The 23,084-nt window shown below is 45.0% G+C and carries 16 protein-coding genes; 12 read left to right on the top strand and 4 right to left on the bottom strand.

Features of this window, described 5'->3' with window-relative positions:
* The first annotated feature begins 63 nt into the window (after positions 1-63).
* From R8O11_RS00885 to R8O11_RS00855, 7 genes are all read left to right on the top strand, one after another.
* Positions 64-612, top strand: a complete 549-nt coding sequence (locus tag R8O11_RS00885) for a phosphatase PAP2 family protein (protein ID WP_033906038.1) — start codon at positions 64-66, stop codon at positions 610-612.
* A gap of 3 nt (positions 613-615) precedes the next feature.
* Positions 616-1,662, top strand: coding sequence for an MJ1255/VC2487 family glycosyltransferase (locus tag R8O11_RS00880; RefSeq protein WP_318193837.1), 1,047 nt, complete (start codon positions 616-618; stop codon positions 1,660-1,662).
* Positions 1,663-2,217: 555 nt separating this feature from the next.
* A complete protein-coding gene (calR, locus tag R8O11_RS00875; protein ID WP_005379693.1) occupies positions 2,218-3,177 on the top strand; it encodes a LysR family transcriptional regulator CalR in 960 nt (319 codons plus the stop codon).
* A 293-nt stretch (positions 3,178-3,470) separates the two neighbouring features.
* The gene (locus tag R8O11_RS00870) at positions 3,471-5,279 is read left to right on the top strand and encodes an AMP-dependent synthetase/ligase (protein ID WP_033906039.1); all 1,809 of its coding nucleotides are present in this window, start codon (positions 3,471-3,473) and stop codon (positions 5,277-5,279) included.
* Between the two features lie 449 nt (positions 5,280-5,728).
* The gene (locus tag R8O11_RS00865; protein WP_005379695.1) at positions 5,729-7,453 is read left to right on the top strand and encodes an acetolactate synthase 3 large subunit; all 1,725 of its coding nucleotides are present in this window, start codon (positions 5,729-5,731) and stop codon (positions 7,451-7,453) included.
* A 1-nt stretch (position 7,454) separates the two neighbouring features.
* Positions 7,455-7,949 carry an acetolactate synthase small subunit gene (ilvN, locus tag R8O11_RS00860; RefSeq protein ID WP_005379697.1) on the top strand — a complete coding sequence of 165 codons (495 nt, stop codon included), beginning with the start codon at positions 7,455-7,457 and terminating at the stop codon, positions 7,947-7,949.
* A gap of 110 nt (positions 7,950-8,059) precedes the next feature.
* The gene (locus tag R8O11_RS00855; RefSeq protein ID WP_318193836.1) at positions 8,060-9,940 is read left to right on the top strand and encodes a diguanylate cyclase; all 1,881 of its coding nucleotides are present in this window, start codon (positions 8,060-8,062) and stop codon (positions 9,938-9,940) included.
* A gap of 54 nt (positions 9,941-9,994) precedes the next feature.
* On the opposite strand, the gene R8O11_RS00850 is transcribed toward R8O11_RS00855, so the two are convergent.
* The gene (locus R8O11_RS00850; RefSeq protein WP_081008270.1) at positions 9,995-10,681 is read right to left on the bottom strand and encodes a GntR family transcriptional regulator; all 687 of its coding nucleotides are present in this window, start codon (positions 10,679-10,681) and stop codon (positions 9,995-9,997) included.
* A 160-nt stretch (positions 10,682-10,841) separates the two neighbouring features.
* A complete protein-coding gene (gene pykF / locus R8O11_RS00845; RefSeq protein ID WP_005392243.1) occupies positions 10,842-12,254 on the bottom strand; it encodes a pyruvate kinase PykF in 1,413 nt (470 codons plus the stop codon).
* Positions 12,255-12,687: 433 nt separating this feature from the next.
* On the opposite strand from pykF, the gene R8O11_RS00840 reads away from it, so the two are divergent.
* A complete protein-coding gene (locus tag R8O11_RS00840) occupies positions 12,688-13,449 on the top strand; it encodes a DeoR/GlpR family DNA-binding transcription regulator (protein ID WP_005379701.1) in 762 nt (253 codons plus the stop codon).
* Positions 13,450-13,559: 110 nt separating this feature from the next.
* The gene (glmS, locus tag R8O11_RS00835; RefSeq protein ID WP_033906046.1) at positions 13,560-15,392 is read left to right on the top strand and encodes a glutamine--fructose-6-phosphate transaminase (isomerizing); all 1,833 of its coding nucleotides are present in this window, start codon (positions 13,560-13,562) and stop codon (positions 15,390-15,392) included.
* A gap of 82 nt (positions 15,393-15,474) precedes the next feature.
* Here the strand turns inward: glmS and R8O11_RS00830 are convergent, their stop codons facing one another.
* Complete coding sequence (locus R8O11_RS00830; protein WP_005379703.1) at positions 15,475-16,557, bottom strand: glycerol dehydrogenase; 1,083 nt, start codon at positions 16,555-16,557, stop codon at positions 15,475-15,477.
* A gap of 352 nt (positions 16,558-16,909) precedes the next feature.
* Between R8O11_RS00830 and dhaK the strand changes: the two genes are divergently transcribed.
* From dhaK to ptsP, 3 genes are read left to right on the top strand one after another with little or no spacing between them, the layout of a single operon-like run.
* Positions 16,910-17,968 (top strand): dihydroxyacetone kinase subunit DhaK, encoded by a 1,059-nt coding sequence (dhaK, locus tag R8O11_RS00825; RefSeq protein WP_149192006.1) that lies wholly within the window; start codon positions 16,910-16,912, stop codon positions 17,966-17,968.
* Between the two features lie 15 nt (positions 17,969-17,983).
* Positions 17,984-18,619 (top strand): dihydroxyacetone kinase subunit DhaL, encoded by a 636-nt coding sequence (dhaL, locus tag R8O11_RS00820; protein WP_005379705.1) that lies wholly within the window; start codon positions 17,984-17,986, stop codon positions 18,617-18,619.
* A 1-nt stretch (position 18,620) separates the two neighbouring features.
* Complete coding sequence (gene ptsP / locus R8O11_RS00815; RefSeq protein WP_318193835.1) at positions 18,621-21,020, top strand: phosphoenolpyruvate--protein phosphotransferase; 2,400 nt, start codon at positions 18,621-18,623, stop codon at positions 21,018-21,020.
* 80 nt (positions 21,021-21,100) lie between these two features.
* Here the strand turns inward: ptsP and dhaR are convergent, their stop codons facing one another.
* On the bottom strand, positions 21,101-23,026 hold the full coding sequence (gene dhaR, locus R8O11_RS00810) for a dihydroxyacetone kinase operon transcriptional regulator DhaR (protein ID WP_054728466.1): 1,926 nt from the start codon (positions 23,024-23,026) through the stop codon (positions 21,101-21,103).
* Positions 23,027-23,084: the final 58 nt, after the last annotated feature.

Genomic DNA, 23,084 nt, shown 5'->3' with positions numbered 1-23,084 from the left:
GCTGTTGTCACCTAAACCTCCTACTTTTCACAAAAAGGCGTTGTCAAAGTAAGGAAAGGTCACATGAGAACCATAGAGACAATTACACAGCCAATTGCAACCATTGCTAAGTTTGATTTAGCGCTCTCTAGTGTTTGTCTTAAGCACCGTTTTAATCAACAAGTCGCCAATATCAGTAAAGGAGTTTCCCACAGTGGTGACGGGCATCTTTACTTGGTGTTGGGGTTATTAGCTTGGTATTTAGATAAGGAGCAAGGAGTCTGGTTTTTACTGGCGGGTTTACTTGCTTTTGCTATCGAGCTACCAATTTATTGGACGCTGAAAAATAGTTTTAAGCGTCGTCGCCCTGAAGAGCTTAATGCACTCCTTCCTGCTTTTATTACCCCCTCTGATCGCTACAGTCTTCCTTCAGGACACACTGCCGCTGCGTTTGTCATGGCGACGCTGATTGACCATTTCTATCCGAGCCTAGGCGTTGCTGCATTCTTTTGGGCAAGTTTAATTGGAACCGCGCGAATCTTATTGGGTGTGCACTTTTTTACCGATGTCATCATTGGTGCACTGCTTGGCAGTCTTTGTGGTGGATTAGCGATTGCGATGTTAGGAGGCTAATTGATGAAAATCTTGTACGGTGTTCAAGGGACAGGAAACGGACATATTGCACGCGCAAGGGCGATGATTCATGCGTTTAAAGAGCACGATGTTGAGGTCGACTTTTTGTTTTCTGGGCGAGCGCCGGAAAAATATTTTTCAATGGAAGCATTTGGCGATTACCAGACTCGCCGAGGCTTCACCTTTATTACCGAAAAAGGCTCTGTAAACTACGCGAAAACAGCATTGAATAACAATTTGGTGCAGTTTTTCAAAGAAGTTAAGCAACTCGATCTATCGTCCTACGATCTTATCATTAATGATTTCGAACCTGTGACTGCGTGGGCAGCGAGACAACAAAATAAGCCTTCTATTGGTATCAGCCACCAAAATGCTTTCCGTTATCCGGTGCCACTAAAGGGAGCAAGTTGGTTAGATAAATCCGTCATTGAATACTTTGCGCCTTCTCAACACCACCTTGGTTTGCATTGGCATCATTTTGATCAACCTTTGTTACCACCAATAGTGCATACCGTCGATAGCCAAGCAGAAAACGACGACTTCGTGTTGGTGTATCTACCGTTCGAATCGATTGAAGATATCTCGGATTTATTGTTCCACTTTAATCAGCAAGCGTTTATCTGTTATCACCCGGATGTGATCGAATGTGAGCAGGTGGAAAACATAGAACTGCGCCCTTTATGCCACAGCAACTTCCAGCATCATTTGCATCGCTGTAGTGGTGTCATTGCTAATGGTGGGTTTGAGCTTCCTTCAGAAGCCTTGTCTTTGGGGAAAAAATTGTTACTAAAGCCACTCGCGGGTCAATTCGAGCAGCAGAGCAATGTTGCGACCTTAGAAGATTTAGGGCTTGCGATGTCGATGGAGAGCTTAGACATTTCCGCAGTACGCCAGTGGCTAAAGGAGCAACAAGCCGAAAGTGTGAAATACCCAGATGTTGCTCAGGCTATTGTTCATTGGGTACTGCAAGGTGCATGGGATTCAAAAGCAGAGTTATCCAGACAGCTGTGGGAGCAGGTTGATTTTCCAAGTTACGTGTCGAACATTTAAGTACGTTGTTCTAAGTACATTGTTCCTTCCATTTTTGACACGATTTTGTTGCAGCCTTTCTGTTTGGAAGGCTGCATTTTTATTCTTCCTCTCTCATTTCTATTCAGTGTGTATTTGCTGATAATTTGACTGATAAGTGCAAAATTCAATCAGAGATATAGCTGTCATCTATTGTTCTTATTTCAACTAATAACTGAGCTAAATGCATACTTGTGTTGACCGCCTGTCCTATCAATTTGCTAAATACGTCCTCAAAGAATGCATTTTTACGTGTTTTATAGTTTTTTATGTTTTTATCAAGCCTTTGTTATTTAACAAATAAATACCTAATTGGCTAAAATTTACTGATTAAATATCAATCTAGTTGCGAAACCGCAATCGATTAGTTGATAGTACAGTTCGAGCCGGAAGTATCCGGACGATAAATATAATAAAAAGTTAGGTTATCTATTCGTAAAATGATTCGAATCCAGCCGCCGTCTTTTGTGCGAGATGGGATTCTATTCGTTATGAATTTAATGAACAAAGTTGACGATTACAAAAGAGGCGCACTCAATGTTAGAGAAGAAAGACGCGATGAGCGCAATTGCTAGCTACCGTATGGAAAGCACTTTGCGTGGTGTAGATTTAAACCTACTGACTGTATTTGATGCTGTAATGCAAGAGCAAAATATTACTCGTGCAGCACATAACCTAGGCATGTCTCAACCGGCGGTAAGTAACGCCGTGGCACGCTTAAAAGTGATGTTTAACGACGAGCTATTCATGCGCCAAGGCCGTGGTATTCAGCCTACGCAACGAGCACGTCAACTGTTTGGCCCTATTCGCCAAGCACTACAGCTGATTCGCAATGAACTTCCTAGCTCTGTATTCCAGCCAGAATCTTCGACTCGCTTATTCAAGCTTGCGATTTGCAGCCCTTGTGACATGCGTTTTGCTCCGAAGATCATGGCAAAAGTGAATCAACAAGCACCAAACGTTCAGCTTCACCTAGATGCAGAATTTGACCGTTTGTTGTCTGAGCGTATGCGCTACCAAGAAATTGATTTCGTGATCGACTACGCTCGTTTTGATGAGCAAGGTTTCTCAAGTACTGAAATCTTCAAAGATGAATTAGTGGTTATCGCATCAAAAACACACCCACGCATTCAAGGTGGTGTGACGGCTGAGCAACTGCTTAACGAAAAGCATGCGAAGTTATCGAAAGTGCATGGCCAACGTAGTTTCTCAGAGCAAGCGTACCGTGAACTGGATTGCCAAGCGGCGTATGAAGGTTCTAGTTTAAGCAACCTACTATACGTGGTGGGTCAATCTGAGCTTGTGACTATTGCACCACGTTGGATGGCGGAAAATGCGGTAAACAGCGATCAACTGCAAATTCTTGATTTCCCATTTGCGAACAAAGAAATCAGCGGCTTCTTAAGCTGGCATGAATCAAGTGAAAAAGATAAAGGCCACATTTGGCTACGCGATCAACTGATGATCACTTGTGGTGAAGTCGTTGCCGCAAAATAAGATGACGTTTGGTCTTCTCGATTAGACCATATTGGTAATCATCAATTTTTACAATTCATTGGTCCCCGAGCGATTTTTGTCTCTCGGGGCTTTTTGTTTTCGTAATCAACAATCGAAACAGTAAGTTAAATAGAGTAATCATTCAGCAATTTGAGGTACGTTCGCGACGTATAAGTGATAGTTGTCTCTTATTAGTGATAAGTTTGATACTGGTCAGTTGCGTTTTAGCAAGCCGTGAGTACACTTGTTCGCTCAATTAGCTTACGCCTGTAAGCCAAAAGGTAAGTAAAAGAATGGCCAAGTTAGATTTTCATATCGTTAAACGTATTCGTGAACAAATTGCGAACGGTGGTACACGCGTTGCACTCAAGCATAAAGTGGGTGAGGAGTGGCAAGGTATTACGTGGACGCAATTTGGTCAGCAAGTTGATGCTTTATCACTTGCACTTTTGGCTCAGGGATTAGGAGTCCAAGATAAGATCGGCATTTTCTCGAACAACATGCCGCAATGGACGATCGCTGATATCGCAGCACTGCAATTACGCAGCGTGACAGTACCTATTTACCCAACCAATACTGCCGCTCAGTCGGCGTACATCATTAACAATGCAGACGTCAAAGTTCTGTTTGTTGGTGAACAGCCTCAATTTGATGCAGCAGTGAGCATTTTCGACCAGTGCGAACAGTTAGAGCTCATTGTTGCGATGTCTGATGATATAGAACTTGGCGATCATGATTTCGTTATCTCTTGGCAAGCATTTGTTGCCAAAGGCGACACTACATATCAAGTTGAATTGGACGCGCGTTTAGATCAGGCAAAAGAAGATGATCTACTCACGCTCATCTACACCTCGGGTACAACAGGACAGCCAAAAGGCGTTATGTTGGACTACGCAAACATTGCGGCGCAATTGGAAGGGCACGATCAGCGCTTGAGCCTTTCTCAAAGTGACGTGTCATTATGTTTCCTTCCGTTGTCACACGTATTTGAGCGCGCTTGGACCTTTTATGTATTGTACAAAGGGGCGACCAACTGCTATTTGCAAGACACCATGCAAGTACGTGATGCACTGAGCCAGGTGCGACCTACCGTGATGTGTGCCGTACCGCGTTTCTATGAGAAGATCTTCTCTGCGATTCACGAGAAAGTGTCTCGCGCGCCGATTCATCGTAAGATCATGTTTACTTGGGCAGTCAACATGGGCGCAAAAATGGCCGCTTGTCATCAAGAAAAACGTCAGCCATCGCTCTTGCTGCGTAAGTCATACGCTTTGGCGGATAAGTTGGTTCTGAGCAAACTGCGTGCGCTACTTGGCGGGCAAATCAACTTTATGCCTTGTGGTGGTGCAAAGCTGGATGAAACCATCGGTCGATTCTTCCATGCGATTGGTATCAACGTTAAGTTGGGCTACGGCATGACTGAAACCACGGCGACAGTATCGTGTTGGGATGATAAATGTTTTAACCCCGACTCTATTGGTATGTCGATGCCTGGCGCACAGGTTAAGATCGGCGAAAACAACGAGATTCTGGTTCGTGGTCCAATGGTGATGCGTGGCTATTACAAAATGCCAGAAGAGACGGAAAAGACCTTTGATGAGCACGGTTTCCTAAAAACGGGCGACGCTGGTTACATTGATGAAAATGGCAACTTGTTCATCACCGATCGTATCAAAGAGTTGATGAAAACTTCAGGTGGTAAATACATCGCTCCACAAATGATTGAAGGTGCGATTGGTAAAGACCACTTCATCGAGCAAATCGCAGTCATTGCGGATACTCGTAAGTTTGTTTCTGCGCTTATCGTGCCTTGTTATGACTCGCTAGAAGAGTACGCGAAAGAGCTGAATATCAAATATCACGATCGCGTTGAGTTGATTAAGCACCACCAGGTGGTCGAAATGCTTGAGAAGCGTGTGAACGATCTTCAAAAAGAGTTGGCAAAGTTTGAACAAGTGAAGAAGTTTAAATTGTTACCAAGAGCTTTCTCTATGGATGATGGTGAGTTAACGCCAACTCAAAAACTTCGTCGTAAAGTCATCAATGACAAATACCAAGATGAAATTGAAGAAATGTATAAGGAAAAGTCGGATAAAAAGTAACTTAAGCTGACTTAGATTTTATATTGATGAAAAAATCCCCAGTGATGTGATCGCGCATTGCTGGGGATTTTTGTTTGTATTGATTTTTTCTGTTCTGCTCGTCAAATAACGCTATTTCGCACCCTGTAGCTAAAAGCTTATGAAATAATGTTCTTTTTTTAAGCGTTAATTTTTTAGGTTGTACTGTGAAATAGGAGATGTGTGGCTGCTATTCCTACTAACATTCTAATTACTAGTATCTTGTTTAAAAAGTAGACCAATCTCTCATTAGACCCTTTGATAATAAAACGTTACATTTGTTGGGTAACCTTGCGGGATGTTATGACGAACGCAAGACATAGCCGAAAACGTGGAAGTATTTCGATTAGGCTACGAATAAGACCTAGACTATGTAAAACCAGACCAATCCGTTGACCTTACGGTGAGGAAACTGGCTAAGGAGAGCAATTATGACAGCAATGTTGTCAGGCGCAGAGATGGTGGTTCAATCTCTGATAGAAGAGCACGTAGAGCAGATCTTTGGCTACCCAGGTGGCTCTGTTTTGGATATCTACGATGCACTGCATGCCAAAACCGATCAAATCAAACACGTACTTGTAAGGCATGAGCAAGCCGCCACTCATATGGCAGATGGTTACGCTCGAGCTACCGGTAAACCGGGTGTCGTACTTGTGTGCTCGGGGCCGGGCGCGACCAATACCATTACGGGTATTGCAACAGCGTATATGGACTCTATCCCAATGATCGTTATCTCGGGTAACGTACCAAATAGCCTAATTGGTAATGATGCTTTCCAAGAGTGTGACATCGTCGGTGTCTCCCGCCCAGTGGTCAAACACAGCTTTTTAGTAAAAAAAGCGGAAGATATTCCTGAAACAATCAAAAAAGCGTTTTATATCGCGACTACAGGTCGACCTGGTCCAGTTGTGATTGATTTGCCAAAAGATGTAATGAACCCGCAAATCAAACTGCCTTATCAATATCCAGAAACGCTTTCAATGCGCTCTTACAAGCCGACAACTTCGGGCCATAAAGGCCAGATTAAAAAAGCGCTTAAATCGCTATTAGAAGCGAAAAAACCAGTGCTTTATATCGGTGGTGGTGCGGTGATTTCTGGCGCCCATGAACATATTTTAGAGCTTTCCGACAAACTGAACCTACCCGTTGTGAGTACTTTGATGGGCTTGGGGGCATTCCCGGGTACACATAAAAACTCACTGGGCATGTTGGGTATGCACGGCACTTACGAAGCTAATATGGCAATGCATGAAGCGGATCTTATTTTTGGTATCGGTGTGCGTTTTGATGACCGTACAACCAACAACCTTGAAAAGTACTGCCCAAACGCAAAAGTGATGCATATTGATATCGATCCGTCATCGATCTCGAAAAACGTGAAAGTGGATTTGCCGATCGTAGGTTCTGCGGAAAAAGTGCTGACAACCATGCTCGGGCTGCTTGCAGAGCAAGGTAGTGGAAATGATCAAGATGCTATCACTGCATGGTGGGATGACATTCAAGTATGGCGTGACCGCAACTGCTTGTCTTATGAAACGTCTCCAGAACGAATCAAGCCACAGCAAGTAATTGAAACGCTGCACAAGCTAACTAATGGAGACGCATATGTGGCGTCTGATGTGGGCCAGCATCAGATGTTTGCGGCGCTGTACTACCCATTCAATAAGCCGCGCCGTTGGATAAACTCTGGTGGTCTTGGCACCATGGGATTTGGTCTTCCGGCTGGCATGGGCGTGAAGTTTGCCATGCCACAAGAAGAGGTCGTGGTTGTGACTGGTGACGGCAGTATTCAGATGAATATTCAAGAATTGTCGACAGCCATGCAATACGACATTCCAGTGAAGATCATCAACCTGAACAACCGATTCTTAGGCATGGTAAAACAGTGGCAAGACATTATTTATCAAGGTCGTCACTCTAATTCTTACATGAGTTCTGTTCCTGACTTTGCAGCGATTGCAGAAGCTTATGGTCACGTCGGTATTCGTATCGAAACGCCTGATCAGCTCGAAGAAGGGCTACAAAAAGCGTTGGATATGAAAGATCGTCTGGTGTTTGTGGACATCAACGTAGACGAAACCGAACACGTATACCCGATGCAAATCAAAGGTGAGGGTATGGATAAAATGTGGCTAAGCAAAACGGAGAGAACTTAATATGAGACACATTATTTCATTGCTATTGGAAAACCAACCGGGTGCGTTGTCTCGTGTTGTTGGTTTGTTCTCTCAACGTGGTTACAACATTGAATCTTTGACGGTATCACCGACTGATGATGAAACCTTGTCGCGAATGAACATTACCACGACATCTGATGAGATGCAGTTGGAACAAATTCAGAAGCAGTTACACAAATTGATCGATGTGCTGAAAGTACAAGAAGTCACCGAGTATGAGCACATTGAGCGTGAACTGATGATGGTGAAAGTGAAAGCCAGTGGTTTTGCGCGAGCAGAAGTGAAGCGGACGGCAGACATCTTCCGTGGCCAGATCGTGGATGTCACGGCTTCCCAATACACCGTACAACTTGCGGGTACGAGTGAAAAGCTAGATGCCTTCATTCAAGCGATATCCGAAGTGACCGAAGTTGTCGAAGTTGCTCGTAGTGGTGTCGTTGGCATTGCGCGAGGAGAGCGAGCCCTCAAACCTTAACTCTCTGATTGCATATAGAAAAGCCACTTAATCTAAGTGGCTTTTTTGTTTAGAAAATAACAATTAATGATATAATTGTCGTTTTAGTAAGCATGATAGGCATTAGACGTGTGAAAGTACCTAAGCGAGTCGGCACCTTATTGGCGACAGCACTATTTTTTAGTGCACTCACTGCCGCTTACTACTATCAGAAATATCTGACGTTGTTAGAAAACAATGTTGAGAACACCGCTCAAGAAGCGTTACATCAATTGGCCTATACTGGCCGTGAATACAGCAATATTCAGGATCAAATCGAAACGATCAGTGACCTACTTGGTCACAGCCAAAGTCTGTATGAATATCTGCGCCAACCTAACCGGGTGAACCGTTCCATCTTAGAAGACATGTGGATCTCGGTCGCAATCAATCAAAAGTTGTATAAGCAAATTCGCTTTCTTGATGTTTCTGGTCGAGAAAAAGTGAGGATTAATTATGAGATTGAAACAGGCGCTGCGTTGCCCGCGATCAAATTGCAAAATAAGTCAGAGCGAGATTACTTTCAATTCGCTAAGAACTTAGATGATGGCGAAATCGCTTCGTGGGGGATAGGTTTAGAACGAGAGTATGGCGAGTTAGTCTATCCCTATAGCCCGTCACTGCGTATTTTGATGCCTATTTCGCTTAACGGAAAGCGCGAAGGGTATCTTGTGCTTAATGTTGATATTGACTATTTATCCTCTCGACTCAACTATTCGTCAGTGCTTGATTTCCATATTGAGCTGATTAAGAGTGACGGATTTTACATTGATAGCCCTAAATCAGCTCGTTTGTATGGCCATATAATTCCCGCTCGCTCTCAATTTAATTTTGGCCGGATGTACCCAAACATTTGGCGTAGTTTAAATTCAAAAGATTCGGGCTATGCTTACAATGGTTCGAATTTGGTCACGTATCGCACCATCCAGTTTGTTTCTAGCGAACCTCTTCATCTGGTTATTGATCTTACCAATGAGCAGTTATTATCCCGAGCTCAGAGGGATATTGATGACTTAATCCAAGAAGCGTTTTTTGTTCTAAGTTTGGTGCTCGGCTTCACTTTGCCGACGGCAGCCCTTGCTCTGCATTATCGGCGTCATAGTATGGAATCGAAGTTGGCTCGAGCTGCTCTTGATGGTATGACTGCGGTGATGATCTCGGATGCTTCACATAGAATCATCATGGTTAATCAAGAGTTTGAAAACATGATGGGTTACTCAACCAAGCATGCCCAAGGTTGGAGTGCACATCATTTAATTCTCTTACCTGAAGATCTCGAAGCAAACCTGAGTATCTGGAAAACACTGAAGAGTGAACACGTATGGGAAGGGGAGATTCGTTGTCGAACTAAGTTTAATCAAGTCTTTACTGCAATAATGCGTATTCAGGCGAATTTAACCAAATCAGGTAAAGTGAGTTATTACATTACGTCGCTGGTGGATATCTCTGGGCAAAAAGAGTTAGAAGAAAAATTACGAAACCTAAGCGAAAAAGATGGCTTGACGGGGTTGTGGAACCGCCGAAAATTTGAAGAGCAATTGGCGCAATATGCGGGGATTATTGAACGCTATCCTGATAGCCCTCCTGCTTGTTTGGCGTTGTTTGATATTGACCACTTTAAACGTATTAATGACGAGCTTGGCCACGACGAAGGAGACAAGGTGATTTGTAGTGTCGCAGAAACCCTCCTAGAAGAAGTCCGCAGCACAGATTTTGTATCTCGTGTCGGTGGTGAGGAATTTGCAGTGATTATGCCGCATACAACACTAGAAGAGGCTGAAATTGTATTGAACAGGCTACGTGTCGCGGTTCAAATGCGTAGTGATAGAGGCATTACTGTCAGTGCTGGGTATAGTGATTTAACCTCTGATCGTACAAGAACGTATAAATGTGCTGATATTGCTTTGTATGAGTCAAAAAGTGCAGGGCGTAACTGCGTATCGCTATGTCATAGTTATGATGATATTGCTTAGTGCTTTTACAAAAACGAAAAAACGGGGATAGACCCCCGCTTTTTAGTCTCAGCGTTATTCGCTAGCCAGTATGCGACATTGGTTGTCGATGGCGGCTTCGATACACTGTATTGATTGTCTCAAATAACGCTCTAGATAACCTAAAGCATCCTGACTCTTTTTGTCTAGCGATGCCTTCATCAGTATTTCTTGCTCATCGAGATTACAGTGCCCAGGGTTCCCTGTGCCTAAAATCTGCATCGCGAAGTATTGGTAGCGTTTAATTTGCGTGAGTAGATCGCGGAAAAACCCAAACATATTGACAGAGCCAGCACCTTCAAACAGCGCAGTAAGAAACTGATTTTGGCGCTCTTCCCATTCCCTCCAGCAAAAGCTTTCGCCAGGTTTTACTCGGGATAACTTGTGATAAGCAGTTAGTACATCCAGTTCCCATTTTTCATCGCCAATCATAATTGCCTTACTGAGTAAGCATGCGGAGACCATTTGCAGGCTTTCGTACAAGTCATGTAACTCATCTTTACATACAGGTGCAACCCAGCAGCCTTTTTGCGGCTCGAGTTTGACGTATTTGCTCCAAGATAATTGCACCAATGCTTCTCGAATGGGTGACGCTCCTAAGTTGTACTTCTCTTTGAGTTCGGCAACCACGAGTTTTTGACCTGGTTTAAGCTCGCCATCGAGAATATCCTGACGGAGCATTCTTAATACTTTGTCGGTAAGAGTGGGACTAGACACATACACCTCATAGAAGAAACTTTAATCGTGACGATAAAATTAAACAGTACGAAATTCTGATAGAGATGAATAATACAATTAGCCTATTATGAGAGCAAGAAAGCCATATAAAAAAGGAGGGCATAAGCCCTCCTTCTCAAGAAACTGAAGTGTTAAAAGTTCAGTCTTATAGTACGTGTACAGAAGCTGTGTTCGTAGTACCTGAAGCAACTAGAGCGCCAGAAACCATAACAACGATATCGCCTTTGTTACCTAGACCTGATTCTAGAGCAAGTTCTTTACCCGCTACGTAGAATGCGTCAGTGCTTTCGATTGAATCAACAACTACAGGAGTAACACCTTTAGTTAGAACTAGCTGTGCAGCAGTTTTCTTGTTAGTTGTTAGCGCTAGGATGTTTGCAGTTGGGAAGTACTTACGTACTGAACGTGCAGACTTACCGCCTTCAGTTGCAACAACGATAAGTGGAGCTGCTAGTTTCTCAGCTGTGTCTACAGCGCCTTTACATACTGCTTCAGTGATGCGAAGACGTGGGCTGTCTAGACGAGAACCTAGTTCAGCTTTTAGCGCTGAGTCAGTACGGTTCGCGATTTGAGCCATGATAGTTACCGCTTCAACAGGGTATTTACCTTTCGCCGTTTCACCAGAAAGCATTACTGCGTCAGTACCGTCCATTACTGCGTTAGCAACGTCGCCTGCTTCCGCACGAGTAGGACGTGGGTTGTTGATCATAGAATCAAGCATTTGAGTTGCAGTGATAACCATCTTACGTGCACGGTTACACTTCTCGATCATCATTTTCTGAGCGAAGATTACTTCTTCAGCTGGGATTTCAACACCTAGGTCACCACGAGCAACCATGATGCCGTCAGAAAGCTCTAGGATCTCGTCGAAGTTATCAACACCTTCTTGGTTTTCGATCTTAGAGATGATGTGGATGTTCTCGCCGCCGTTTGCAGCAAGTACTTCACGGATTTCTTGAACGTCAGACGCTTTACGGATGAAAGAAGCTGCTACGAAGTCAACGCCTTGCTCACAACCAAATTTTAGGTCGTTCTTATCTTTTTCAGATAGTGCAGGTAGGTTTACAGAAACGCCAGGAAGGTTAACACCTTTGTTTTCGCCCAGTGCACCGTTGTTAAGAACTTTACATTTAACTTCAGTTTCAGTCTTAGAGATAACTTCCATCTCGATTAGACCGTCGTCTACTAGGATAGTGTTACCTACGTTTAGGTCTGCTGCGAAACCAGCGTAAGTTACTGCAACTTTATCTTTGTTACCTACAACTGAAGTGTCAGTTGTGAAAGTGAATTCTTGACCTGCTACTAGATCAACATCGTTACCGCCTTCTAGCTTGATAGTGCGGATTTCTGGACCTTTAGTATCTAGAAGAATTGCTAGTGGTTTGCCAGTAGCTTCCATTACTTTACGGAAGTTCGCGATACGAGTGCCGTGTTCTTCGTAGTCACCGTGAGAGAAGTTAAGGCGCATTACGTTCATGCCTGCGTTAACTAGTTCAGTTAGCTTCTCTACAGATTCTGTTTTAGGGCCAATCGTACATACGATTTTGGTCTTTTTCATGGAAGATACTCTCCGGTAAGTATAGTTACAATTTGAAAGTCGGTTATTTACTCTGAAGTCAGGACGTTTTTGATGACATTTAGTACCTGTCACCCACCGATTTTTCGTCTCATTATTAGAACTTCAGATTCTGAAAGTCTTTCACCAAGTTTAGTCATTTTATGACTAAAAGATCGGCGATTTTGGTTACCTTTTTGTGACTAATCCCACTTTATATGCAGAAAGTTGCAAAAAAATAGCCTTCAATTCTGTAATTTTTTTTCTTTTCGGTGGCGAATTCTACCACTGAATGAATCCAATATCACTGTTTAAGAATTGTCTTAGGACAAGGTTTTATCGAGAAATATTAATTTTTTGGATCGAAATAAATGGACTTAAAAGTTTCGGTTTGACTATAATAAGTTTCACATCGAAACTTAAAGTCAAAACTTAAATGTCGAAACGAAACACTCAATTAAGAAGACACGCCATTTCTAACTTGGTTTCTGAACTAGGAGAAGTCAGCGTTGATGAACTTGCTCAGAAATTCGAAACCTCAGAGGTCACGATTAGAAAGGATTTAGCTTCTTTAGAGAAAAACGGCCAACTTCTACGCCGCTATGGCGGTGCGATTGCTATCCCAAAGGAAGTCATTCACGAAGAATTGGGCGCTAATGTTTCGACTCGAAAGTTAAGCTTAGCAAAAGCAGCAGCATCATTGATTCGCGATCATAATCGCATCGTGATCGACAGTGGCAGCACGACTGCCGCGCTGATTCAACAGTTGAATGACAAACGTGGCTTAGTGGTCATGACCAACTCGTTGCATGTTGCTAACGCCCTAAATGAATTAGAGAGCGAACCGACACTGCTGATGACTGGCGGTACTTGGGATACGCACTCAGAGTCCTTTCAAGGCAAAGTAGCCGAATCTGTATTACGAGCTTACGACTTTGACCAACTATTCATCGGTGCGGATGGCATCGATCTCGAGCGTGGAACCACGACATTTAATGAGTTGGTTGGCTTAAGTAAGGTAATGGCAGAAGCGTCACGTGAAGTGATCGTAATGATAGAGTCCGAAAAAATCGGCCGTAAGATCCCAAACTTAGAGCTCGCTTGGCATCAAGTTGATGTGTTGGTGACCGATGCAGATATCCAAGCAGAGCATAAAGTACAGATTGAACAACATGGCGTGAAAGTCATTTGCGCCTAATGATGTAATCAGTTTCATATTTCACTTCCCTCTGGATAAAGGCCTTTGCTTGCTGCCTCTATTTGAAATCATGGCTAGGGAAGAACAAAACTACAAACGGAGATAAACACATGTGTGGAATCGTAGGTGCAGTAGCACAACGAGATGTTGCAGAAATTTTGGTTGAAGGTCTACGCCGCTTAGAGTACCGCGGTTACGACTCTGCTGGCGTTGCGGTTGTTGATGGCGAATCAAACCTAACGCGCGTTCGTCGCTTGGGTAAAGTACAAGAATTGGCTGATGCAGTAGAAGAAGCAAAAGTGATCGGCGGAACTGGCATTGCGCACACTCGTTGGGCGACGCACGGTGAACCTTCTGAAATCAATGCTCACCCACACATGTCTGGTGATATCGCAGTTGTCCATAACGGCATCATCGAAAACCATGAAGAGCTGCGTGAGCTGCTTCAATCTCGTGGCTACGTGTTTGAATCGCAAACGGATACAGAAGTTATCGCACACATGGTTGAGTGGGAACTTCGTACTTCAGAAACGCTATTAGAAGCGGTACAAAAAACAGCAAAACAACTTGAAGGCGCATACGGCACGGTAGCGTTGGATCGCAAAGATCCTTCACGCATCGTAGTAGCGCGTTCAGGCAGCCCGATCGTGATCGGTTTTGGTGTAGGTGAAAACTTCCTAGCGTCTGACCAACTTGCATTACTTAACGTTACGCGCCGTTTCATGTACCTAGAAGAAGGGGACGTAGCAGAAATTACTCGCCGTGAAGTCACTGTGTTTGATGCAACGGGTGAGCCAGTTGAGCGTGAAATTGTTGAATCTAACGCAGAGCATGATGCAGGTGATAAAGGCCAATACCGTCACTTCATGCAAAAAGAAATCTATGAGCAACCTAAAGCGTTGATCAACACAATGGAAGGTCGTATCACGGCAGACTCTGTTGTGACAGACGCGATCGGTGTGCACGCGGCAGACATTCTAAGCAAAGTAGAACACGTACAAATCGTCGCGTGTGGTACGTCTTACAACGCAGGTATGACGGCACGTTACTGGTTTGAAGACATTGCAGGCGTTAGCTGTGATGTAGAAATTGCGTCTGAATTCCGTTACCGCAAGTTTGTGACTCGTCCAAACAGCCTTCTTATTACGTTGTCTCAGTCTGGTGAAACTGCAGATACGTTAGCAGCACTTCGTCTTGCGAAAGAGAAAGGTTATATGGCGGCGATGACCATTTGTAACGTAGCAGGCTCTTCTCTGGTTCGTGAATCAGATTTTGCATTCATGACTCGCGCTGGCGTCGAAATCGGCGTGGCTTCAACCAAAGCGTTCACGACTCAGCTTTCTGCACTACTTATGCTGGTAACAGCACTAGGTAAAGAGCAAGGCCGCATCAGCAAAGAGAAAGAAAAAGAGATTGTTGAAGCGCTGCATGCACTTCCTAAGCAAATCAACGCGGCACTTTCTTTCGAGAAAGAAATTGAAGCACTAGCAACGGATTTTGCAGACAAGCACCACACATTGTTCCTAGGCCGTGGCGAGTTCTACCCAATCGCGATGGAAGCGTCTCTAAAACTGAAAGAGATCTCTTACATCCACGCAGAAGCGTACGCGGCGGGTGAACTAAAACACGGTCCTCTTGCGCTGATTGATGCTGACATGCCTGTTGTTGTGGTTGCACCAAGCAACGACCTACTTGAAAAGCTAAAATCAAACGTTGAGGAAGTACGTGCGCGTGGCGGTCTTCTGTATGTATTCGCAGATGCAGACGCAGGCTTCGAAGGCGATGAAACAATGAAGATCATCACGATGCCTCACGTTAGTGAAATCACGGCGGCGATCTACTACACCATCCCAATGCAATTGCTGTCTTACTACGTAGCACTGATCAAAGGTACGGACGTAGACCAACCACGTAACCTGGCGAAAGCGGTAACGGTTGAGTAATTACGCTTAACAGCAAAAATCCAAGCGGCACATGCGAGAGTATGTGCCGCTTTTTTATTTAAGCCCACTTTAAGGGGGTGAGTTATTGACCCAACTGGTGAGCGGTTAGAATTGCAGAGTAGACATTTTCTGCCGTCACTGGGAATGGCATATTGTGGATGGTTTCTCCCTCGGCCGTTGAGGCTTCGGCGACCTCGCGCAACTTAGCGTGGTTAAGCTCTTTAACGCCCATATCAAATAAGTTGGTTGGGAGACCTACAGAGCGGCAGAATGCAAGAACCGTATTAATCTCTTCCATCGCTGCGTTTTCTAGTACCAGCTGAACTAGTGTGCCGAACGCGACTTTCTCACCATGATAGAGATGATGACACTCTTCAAGCTTAGTTAGGCCGTTATGAATAGCGTGAGCACCCGCTAGACCACTGCTTTCAAAACCGATACCGCTTAGGTATGTATTGGCTTCAATAATGTTTTCTACCGCTTTGGTGCTCACACCATTTTCTACCGCAGCTTTTGCTTTTACACCATCTTCAAGCAAGGTTTCATAGCAAAGTTTCGCAAGCGCTTGTGCTGAACGCGTCGCTAACCCACCAGCCATTGTTGCCTTACCAGAAGTCATGTTGGCACGAGCTTCAAAGTAGGTGGAAAGCGCGTCGCCCATCCCCGATACAAGTAAGCGAACAGGGGCTTTGGCGATGACTGACGTATCCATGATGACCATGTCTGGGTTTTTAGGGATCATCAAATATTCTGCAAATTCACCTTCAGGTGTGTATATCACCGCAAGCGCTGAGGTTGGTGCATCTGTCGAGGCAATCGTAGGAACCACCACGACAGGAATTTTTGTGTAAAACGCAACAGCCTTTGCTGTATCTAACGTTTTACCACCACCAATACCGACAATGACATCGTGTTTCTGAGTGGCACAAATGTCCGTGATGCGTTCAATCTCAACGCGCGAACATTCGCCACCAAAAATGTTCATAGTGAGTGGAAGCTTTTCGTCAGCAAAACTTTGCTTGACGTCATCACCAACCAGGTTAGTCACGAACTCATCGGCAATTACTAACGGACGTTCACCCAATGTTTTCACATAGTGAGCGATAGATGTAAGTACTTGTTCACCTTGGACGTATTTGCTTGGGCTGATAATAATTTTGTCCATAATTCAAACCTTTAACCTTTTTATGTGTGTTTTGGACTGCAATGAATATCCATTGTAGGGATAAGGTTTATATTAGGTTTGGTGTGGTAAGTGGTGAAGGATATCTCTGCTTTTGTTCCATGCTTTTATGACCTCTGTGTCAAACCGACTGTCAGAAGTAATAAGCATCAGCATGCTTTATGGCGACGATCACTATTCAGGAAAATTTGTCGTTTTACGTTTCATATTGAAACAAAAATGCCGAAGATTTCGTTTCAATATGAAACGGATTGATTTTTGTTGAGCACGCTTTTTCTCTGTTTAAGATGAATTCATACCCTACATAAAAATATAAATGGAATGAGATAGAACGATGAAAAAATTAATTAACCAAGTTGATGATGTTGTATTGCAGCAAATGGAAGGCCTGGCATTGTCCCGCCCTGAGCTAAAAGCGAACTACGAACCTCGTTACATGTGGCATGAGGAAACGCCGGGGCAAGTGGCATTGGTTTCTGGTGGTGGCTGTGGTCATGAACCTTTGCACGCTGGTTTTATTGGTAAAGGCATGCTGACAGGCGCCTGTCCTGGTGAGGTGTTTACTTCACCAACGCCAGATCAAATGTACGAATGTGGTAACCAAGTGAATACCGGTGAGGGCGTGCTATTTATCATTAAAAACTACACCGGAGACGTGTTGAACTTTGAAACGGCTGTGGAGCTGCTTCATACCGATGGCATCAAAGTTGGGTCGGTGTTGGTGGATGACGATGTTGCAGTCAAAGACAGCCTGTATACCGCTGGTCGCCGTGGCGTAGCTGGAACGGTATTGGTTGAAAAGTTAGTTGGGGCTGCCGCGAGCAAAGGTTATTCGTTGGAGCAATGTGAAGCACTGGCTCGTCGCGTTAATAATCACTGTCGTTCATTTGGCGTGGCGCTTAATGCTTGTGTTGTACCCGCAGCAGGTAAACCATCTTTTGTTCTGGAAGATGATGAAGTTGAGTTTGGTGTTGGTATCCATGGTGAACCAGGTATCAAGCGAGTGAAATACACCGATGTCGATACGTTAGTGAATGAAATGTTTGCTGAAGTTGCTGAAAACACACCTTATCAGCGCACATTGCGTATTTGGAATCGTGACGAAGGTGAATGGGATGAAGTGGAATCCAGCATTGAGCCTTTCGCCGCTGAACACGACTACATCGTGATGGTGAATGGTATGGGTGGTACGCCAACTTCAGAGCTTTACGGAGTGTACCGTCGTCTGGCTCATAACTGCGAGCAAGCAGGGTTCCGTATCGTGCGTAATATGGTTGGTAACTTCTGTACGTCACTTGATATGGAAGGCGTTTCGATTACGTTGCTAAAGGCAGACAAAGAGATGTTGGAGCTGTTTGATGCTCCTGTCGATACGGCCGCGATCAAGTGGTAACAGGGGAGAGCAAACATGCAAATTGAAAAACAACATATCGTTCACTGGCTAGAGTTATGTGCAAAAACGTATCAAGAGAATCAAGATTTTCTGACCGACCTTGATCGTGATATTGGTGACGCCGACCACGGTCTCAATATGAACCGTGGCTTTAAAAAAGTTGCTGAAAAACTGCCGCAATTTGCGGACCAAAATATCGGCAGCATTCTCAAGAATACGGGTATGACCTTGCTTTCTAGTGTCGGTGGGGCAAGTGGCCCGCTGTATGGCACGCTGTTTATTCGTACGGCTGCCGCTGTCGGAACTCGAGAGCAATTAACGTTTGAAGAGTTAGTGGATGCACTAAAAAGCGGTGTGGATGGCGTGGTGTCTCGTGGTAAAGCAGAGCTGGGTGATAAAACCATGTGTGATGTTTGGTTACCCGTTTTAGTTAGCGTGAAGGCGTCGTTAGAAAATGGCATGAGCGCCGATCACTTACTTAATGAAATGGTTGAGCTAGCAGAAACGAACGCGGTTGCCACGATTGAAATGTTGGCGAAAAAAGGGCGAGCAAGCTATTTAGGTGAACGCAGTATTGGTCACCAAGATCCCGGTGCAACCTCTTCTTTGTTAATGATTAAAGCACTACAGCAGGCAATAGCAGGTAATTAAGATGGTGGGAATTGTAGTTGTATCTCATAGTCGTCGACTTGCCGAAGGGGTGGCAGAACTTGCCACCCAAATGACGCAAGGCAAAGCCAAGCTTGCGATTGCTGCTGGGATTGATGATCCAGAGAACCCGATCGGAACCGATGCCATTGCCGTGATGGAAGCGATTGAGCAGGTACAAGATCAACAAGGGGTTGTTGTGTTGATGGATCTTGGCAGCGCGTTGCTTAGCACGGAAATGGCTCTGGATCTGATTGATGATCATGTGAGGGAAAATGTCACCCTTATCTCGGCACCTATTGTTGAAGGAACCATGGCGGCGTCGGTGGCTGCCGCCGCCGGACTGCCTTTATCGACGGTAGTCGAAGAGGCACAGAATGCGTTAAGCGTAAAACAAGAGCACCTTGGTGATCAGCCACTAACATCCGCTGAGATAGCGCCAGTATCAGAGAACTTTGAGCAAGAATGGACATTTGATTGGGTAGTGCAAAATCCGCATGGATTACATGCTCGTCCCGCTGCGGCCATTGTTGGTGCACTCGCGCCTTTTGACTGCCAATTATGGTTGAAAAAAGGCGAGCGCCGTGTGAACGCGAAAAGCTTAAACAGCATTGCGAAACTTGGCGTTCGTAGTCAAGAGACGATCACCTTATGCGCACTCGGCTCTCAATCCAGTGAAGCAATCAAGGCATTTGAAGCCTTAGCTTATGAGCACTTCGGAGAAAAAGAGGCGGTTGAGCAAGGCATTATCGAACCTGAAGAAAGTTCAGATACTCTGCTCGATGGCATGGCCTCAAATCAGATTGAAGGTGCTGTTGTTGGTATTCGAGTCAATGACGGTATCGCTACTGCTCCTGCTGTCCTTTTTACTCATGAAATGCCAGCAGTGCCTGAACGTGATTTCCAAAGTGAACAAGATGAAATTGAACGGGTTAAGCGTGCGATAGGCGTGGTTGTTCAACATTTACAGGAGCAAGCGAAGCAGCCGAAAGGGGAAATATTTGCTGCTCATAGCATGATGCTCAGTGACCCAGAATTATGGGCATCGGTCGAGTCGCGAATTCAAACGGGCATGATAGCCGAGCAAGCTTGGGTAGAATCACTGCAAACGTTGGCCGAAGAGTTTCGCCAGGCAGAAAGTCAGTACATGCGGGAACGCGAAGCAGATGTGCATGATATAGCACGCCAAGTTATGGTCGAAATGACAGGCGTAACGCCTAATGCCATCGACATTCAGGAACCGAGTATTTTGTTGGCCCGCGACCTGATGCCTTCTGATGTGGCCGGGCTTGATAAATCGAAAGTGCTTGGTATCTGTTTGAGTGAGGGAGGGAAAACCTCTCACAGTGCGATTCTTGCCCGTGCGATGGGGATTCCTGCCATCGTTAAAGCTCAGGGCTGCCTTGATGCTGTGCGTGCTGGTCAAGTGGTGACTATTGATGGCTTTCGAGGGCATTTATGGTTCTCTCCTTCAGATGCCATACAGCAGGAATTAGAAGCGCAACAAATTGAGTGGCAAAGCACCCGACAAAGTGCACTAGCGAGTGCTCAGCAAGCCGCAGTCACCTGTGATGGTGTCCATATTCCAGTACTCGCCAATATTGGTGGACCGAAAGATATTGATGATGCACTAACATCAGGAGCTGAGGGCGTTGGTCTATTTCGGACTGAGTTTCTATTTCAAAACAGTGATGAGTTGCCAACTGAGGAAGCGCAATACCAAGTGTATCGTGATATTGCCGCCGCACTTGGTGATAAGCCACTTACGATTCGTAGTCTAGATGTTGGCGGTGATAAGCCTTTAGCCGCTTATCCTATGCCAGCGGAAGATAATCCATTTTTAGGTTTGAGAGGGGTGCGGTTGTGCCTTCAACATGAGTCATTGTTTACCGCTCAACTTCGAGCCATTCTGAGAGCCTTTCACGAGCAACCGAATATTCAATTGATGATACCGATGGTGGCCCAGGTTGAAGAAGTGAGAAAAGTAAAAGTGCTGTTGGCGCATCAAGCAAACCAACTCGGCTTGGATGCGACTCATTTGCGCGTTGGTATTATGATTGAGGTGCCAGCCGCGGTGTTGAATGCTGATGCGTTAGCTCGAGAAGTCGACTTTTTCTCTATCGGCACCAATGATTTGACTCAATATGTTATGGCCGCCGATCGAGGTAACGCTGCTGTTGCTGAATTGGTGAACTACTTTGAACCATCGGTACTAAAAGCCATTGAGCTCACGTGTGCAGCAGGCGATCGCGCGGGCATACCGGTTAGTATGTGTGGTGAGATGGCTAGCGATCCAAATGCCACAGAAACATTGCTCCGCGTGGGGTTGCGAAAATTCAGCGCCAGTTCGAGCATGCTACCGGGACTAAAAGCGCAGATTCGTCAGTTGTCTGTCGATGTTTAATCGATACCTTATCGTTAGTACACCTGTACCGGCGTGCTTACGCCGGTTTTACTTTTGTTATAGGAACGCCAATTCACGACTTAATACAGCTTCATTTGCTCCTGTAGCCCAAACTTATTAATTTTTCTCCATAAGGTCGTGCGGCCAATTTGCAATGCTTTCGCCATATCATGCATTTTGCCATCACACTGATTCCAAGCCTGAACAATCGCTCTTCTCTCGGCTTCTTCTAACGTGATTACTGGCGTATTTTCTGCGGTATGGCGAGAATTCAGTTTAATGTCTTCAGGAATATCGTTCAGCTTGATTAAGTTGGAACTGCGGTTAAGCAAAATTCGCTCAGTTCGATTTCTTAATTCGGAGTTATTGCCTGACCAACGAAAATTCATCAACGCTTCCAGTGCGACTGGCTCTATCGAGATCGTCACATTGTGGCGGCGTTCGTAATGGCTGATAAGCTGCTGGACGAGAAATTCAATGTCTTCTTTACGCTTTCGTAGTGGTGGAATATGCAGCTCGTTCGAGGAGATTTCATAATAAAGTTGCCGACCAAATGAGCGCTGAGTGACATACTCGCTGATCTCTGAAGCGGTGCTGGTAATAAGTTGAAAATCTACGGGGATCAATCGCAAACTGTCGCTGCGGCTGACGAGCCCAGTTTTTAACAACTTAAGTAGCACGGCTTGTAAATCGGGCGACAGATATTCCACCTTTTCTAAAAAGAGCGTACCGCCATGGGCGAGCTCAAACTTTGAAGGCATGCCTTGCCCTTCGTCGTACCCCAGGGTTTCTTTGACCAGTTGCTCTGTATTGATGGAGCGGCAGTTGAGCGTAATGAATGGTCCTTCTTTGTAGGCGCTTTCGTTATGAATCGCCATGGCGAGAGTGGCTTTTCCTACGCCTTCTTCACCTGTAATTAGAATCGGTGATTTTGACTTTATGGCCCGTTTTGCCACGGTAATGACATGCTTCATTTTTCGTGAAATGACGGGCAAAGTGCTGAACGTATAGCGCGCACTGCCACCTATTTGTTGTTGAGCAAGTTCGCGAATTTTATCGATAGGGTGCAAGAACAATAAGTGTGTGCCGTCGTTGAGTGGACGCAAGGTGATGATCGCCTCAACAAACTCGCCACGAACCTCTACCGTTGTGAGTTTACGGTTTATGCTCGCACCTGACTCAATACTAGTAAGGACATTCGGTGGGAAGCGCAAAACAGAAAAGACTTCTTTATCCAAGACCTGACTGGCTTCAATGTTTAACAAACGCTCGGACTGGTGATTTACCATGGTGATGCGATTTTCTTCATCCCACGCTAGAAGGCCGTCATCCATGCACTCTAACGTTGCGTTATGCGCACAAGTGAGGCGGTTCATGTTTTCTTGTTCCGACTGAATGTGGATTTGCAAGCTGACTTCTTTCGCGCTCGACGCGATGATGACTAAGTCTTCTTTCTTATAGCTTTCCGCTTTTCTGAAAAGGCATGTTGTACCGCGTAATTTTCCAAATTGGTCAAAAACAGGCGCAGCTACAGAGGCATAAGAGTGCAAGTGGCGATTGAAATGTTCGGCAGCAAAAACTTCACACGGGATATGAGTATTGATACAGAGATTGACTGCATTTGTGCCTATCTTTCCTTCGGAGAGAAAACAGCCTTGTTTTATGCCGAGCGTTTGCATCTCTTGTCGCATAGAGTCGTGCCCGACGGTGGAGAGAATACAGCCGTTGCCATCGGTTACCATCAATAGCAGGTCTTCGTCCCCTAGCATGTCGTAAGTGTCTTCAAGTACGGTCGTGGCGCATTCGATGAGGTGCTCGTTGCGTTTCATCAGAGATGAGAAGGTAAATCCAGAGGCAATATGTGGCTTTGACCAGGTGTAAGGGCTGCATTGCTTTATGCAACGCTCCCACGACTCGAGGACGGGAGTGCGGGAAAATTCTGGAGATACCCAGTGGTGTTTCTGGAAAAACTCCCACTTAGTTTTAGTGTCTTCGATTGAAAGCATGCAATCCCGTTTCAATACTAGCGATAGATTGGTCTGATGTTACAGAGACATCGGAATA

The organism is Vibrio sp. 1288, assembly GCF_033344475.1.
Note: the sequence above shows the minus strand (reverse complement) of the source record. Positions and strands in the feature narration are given on the sequence as shown.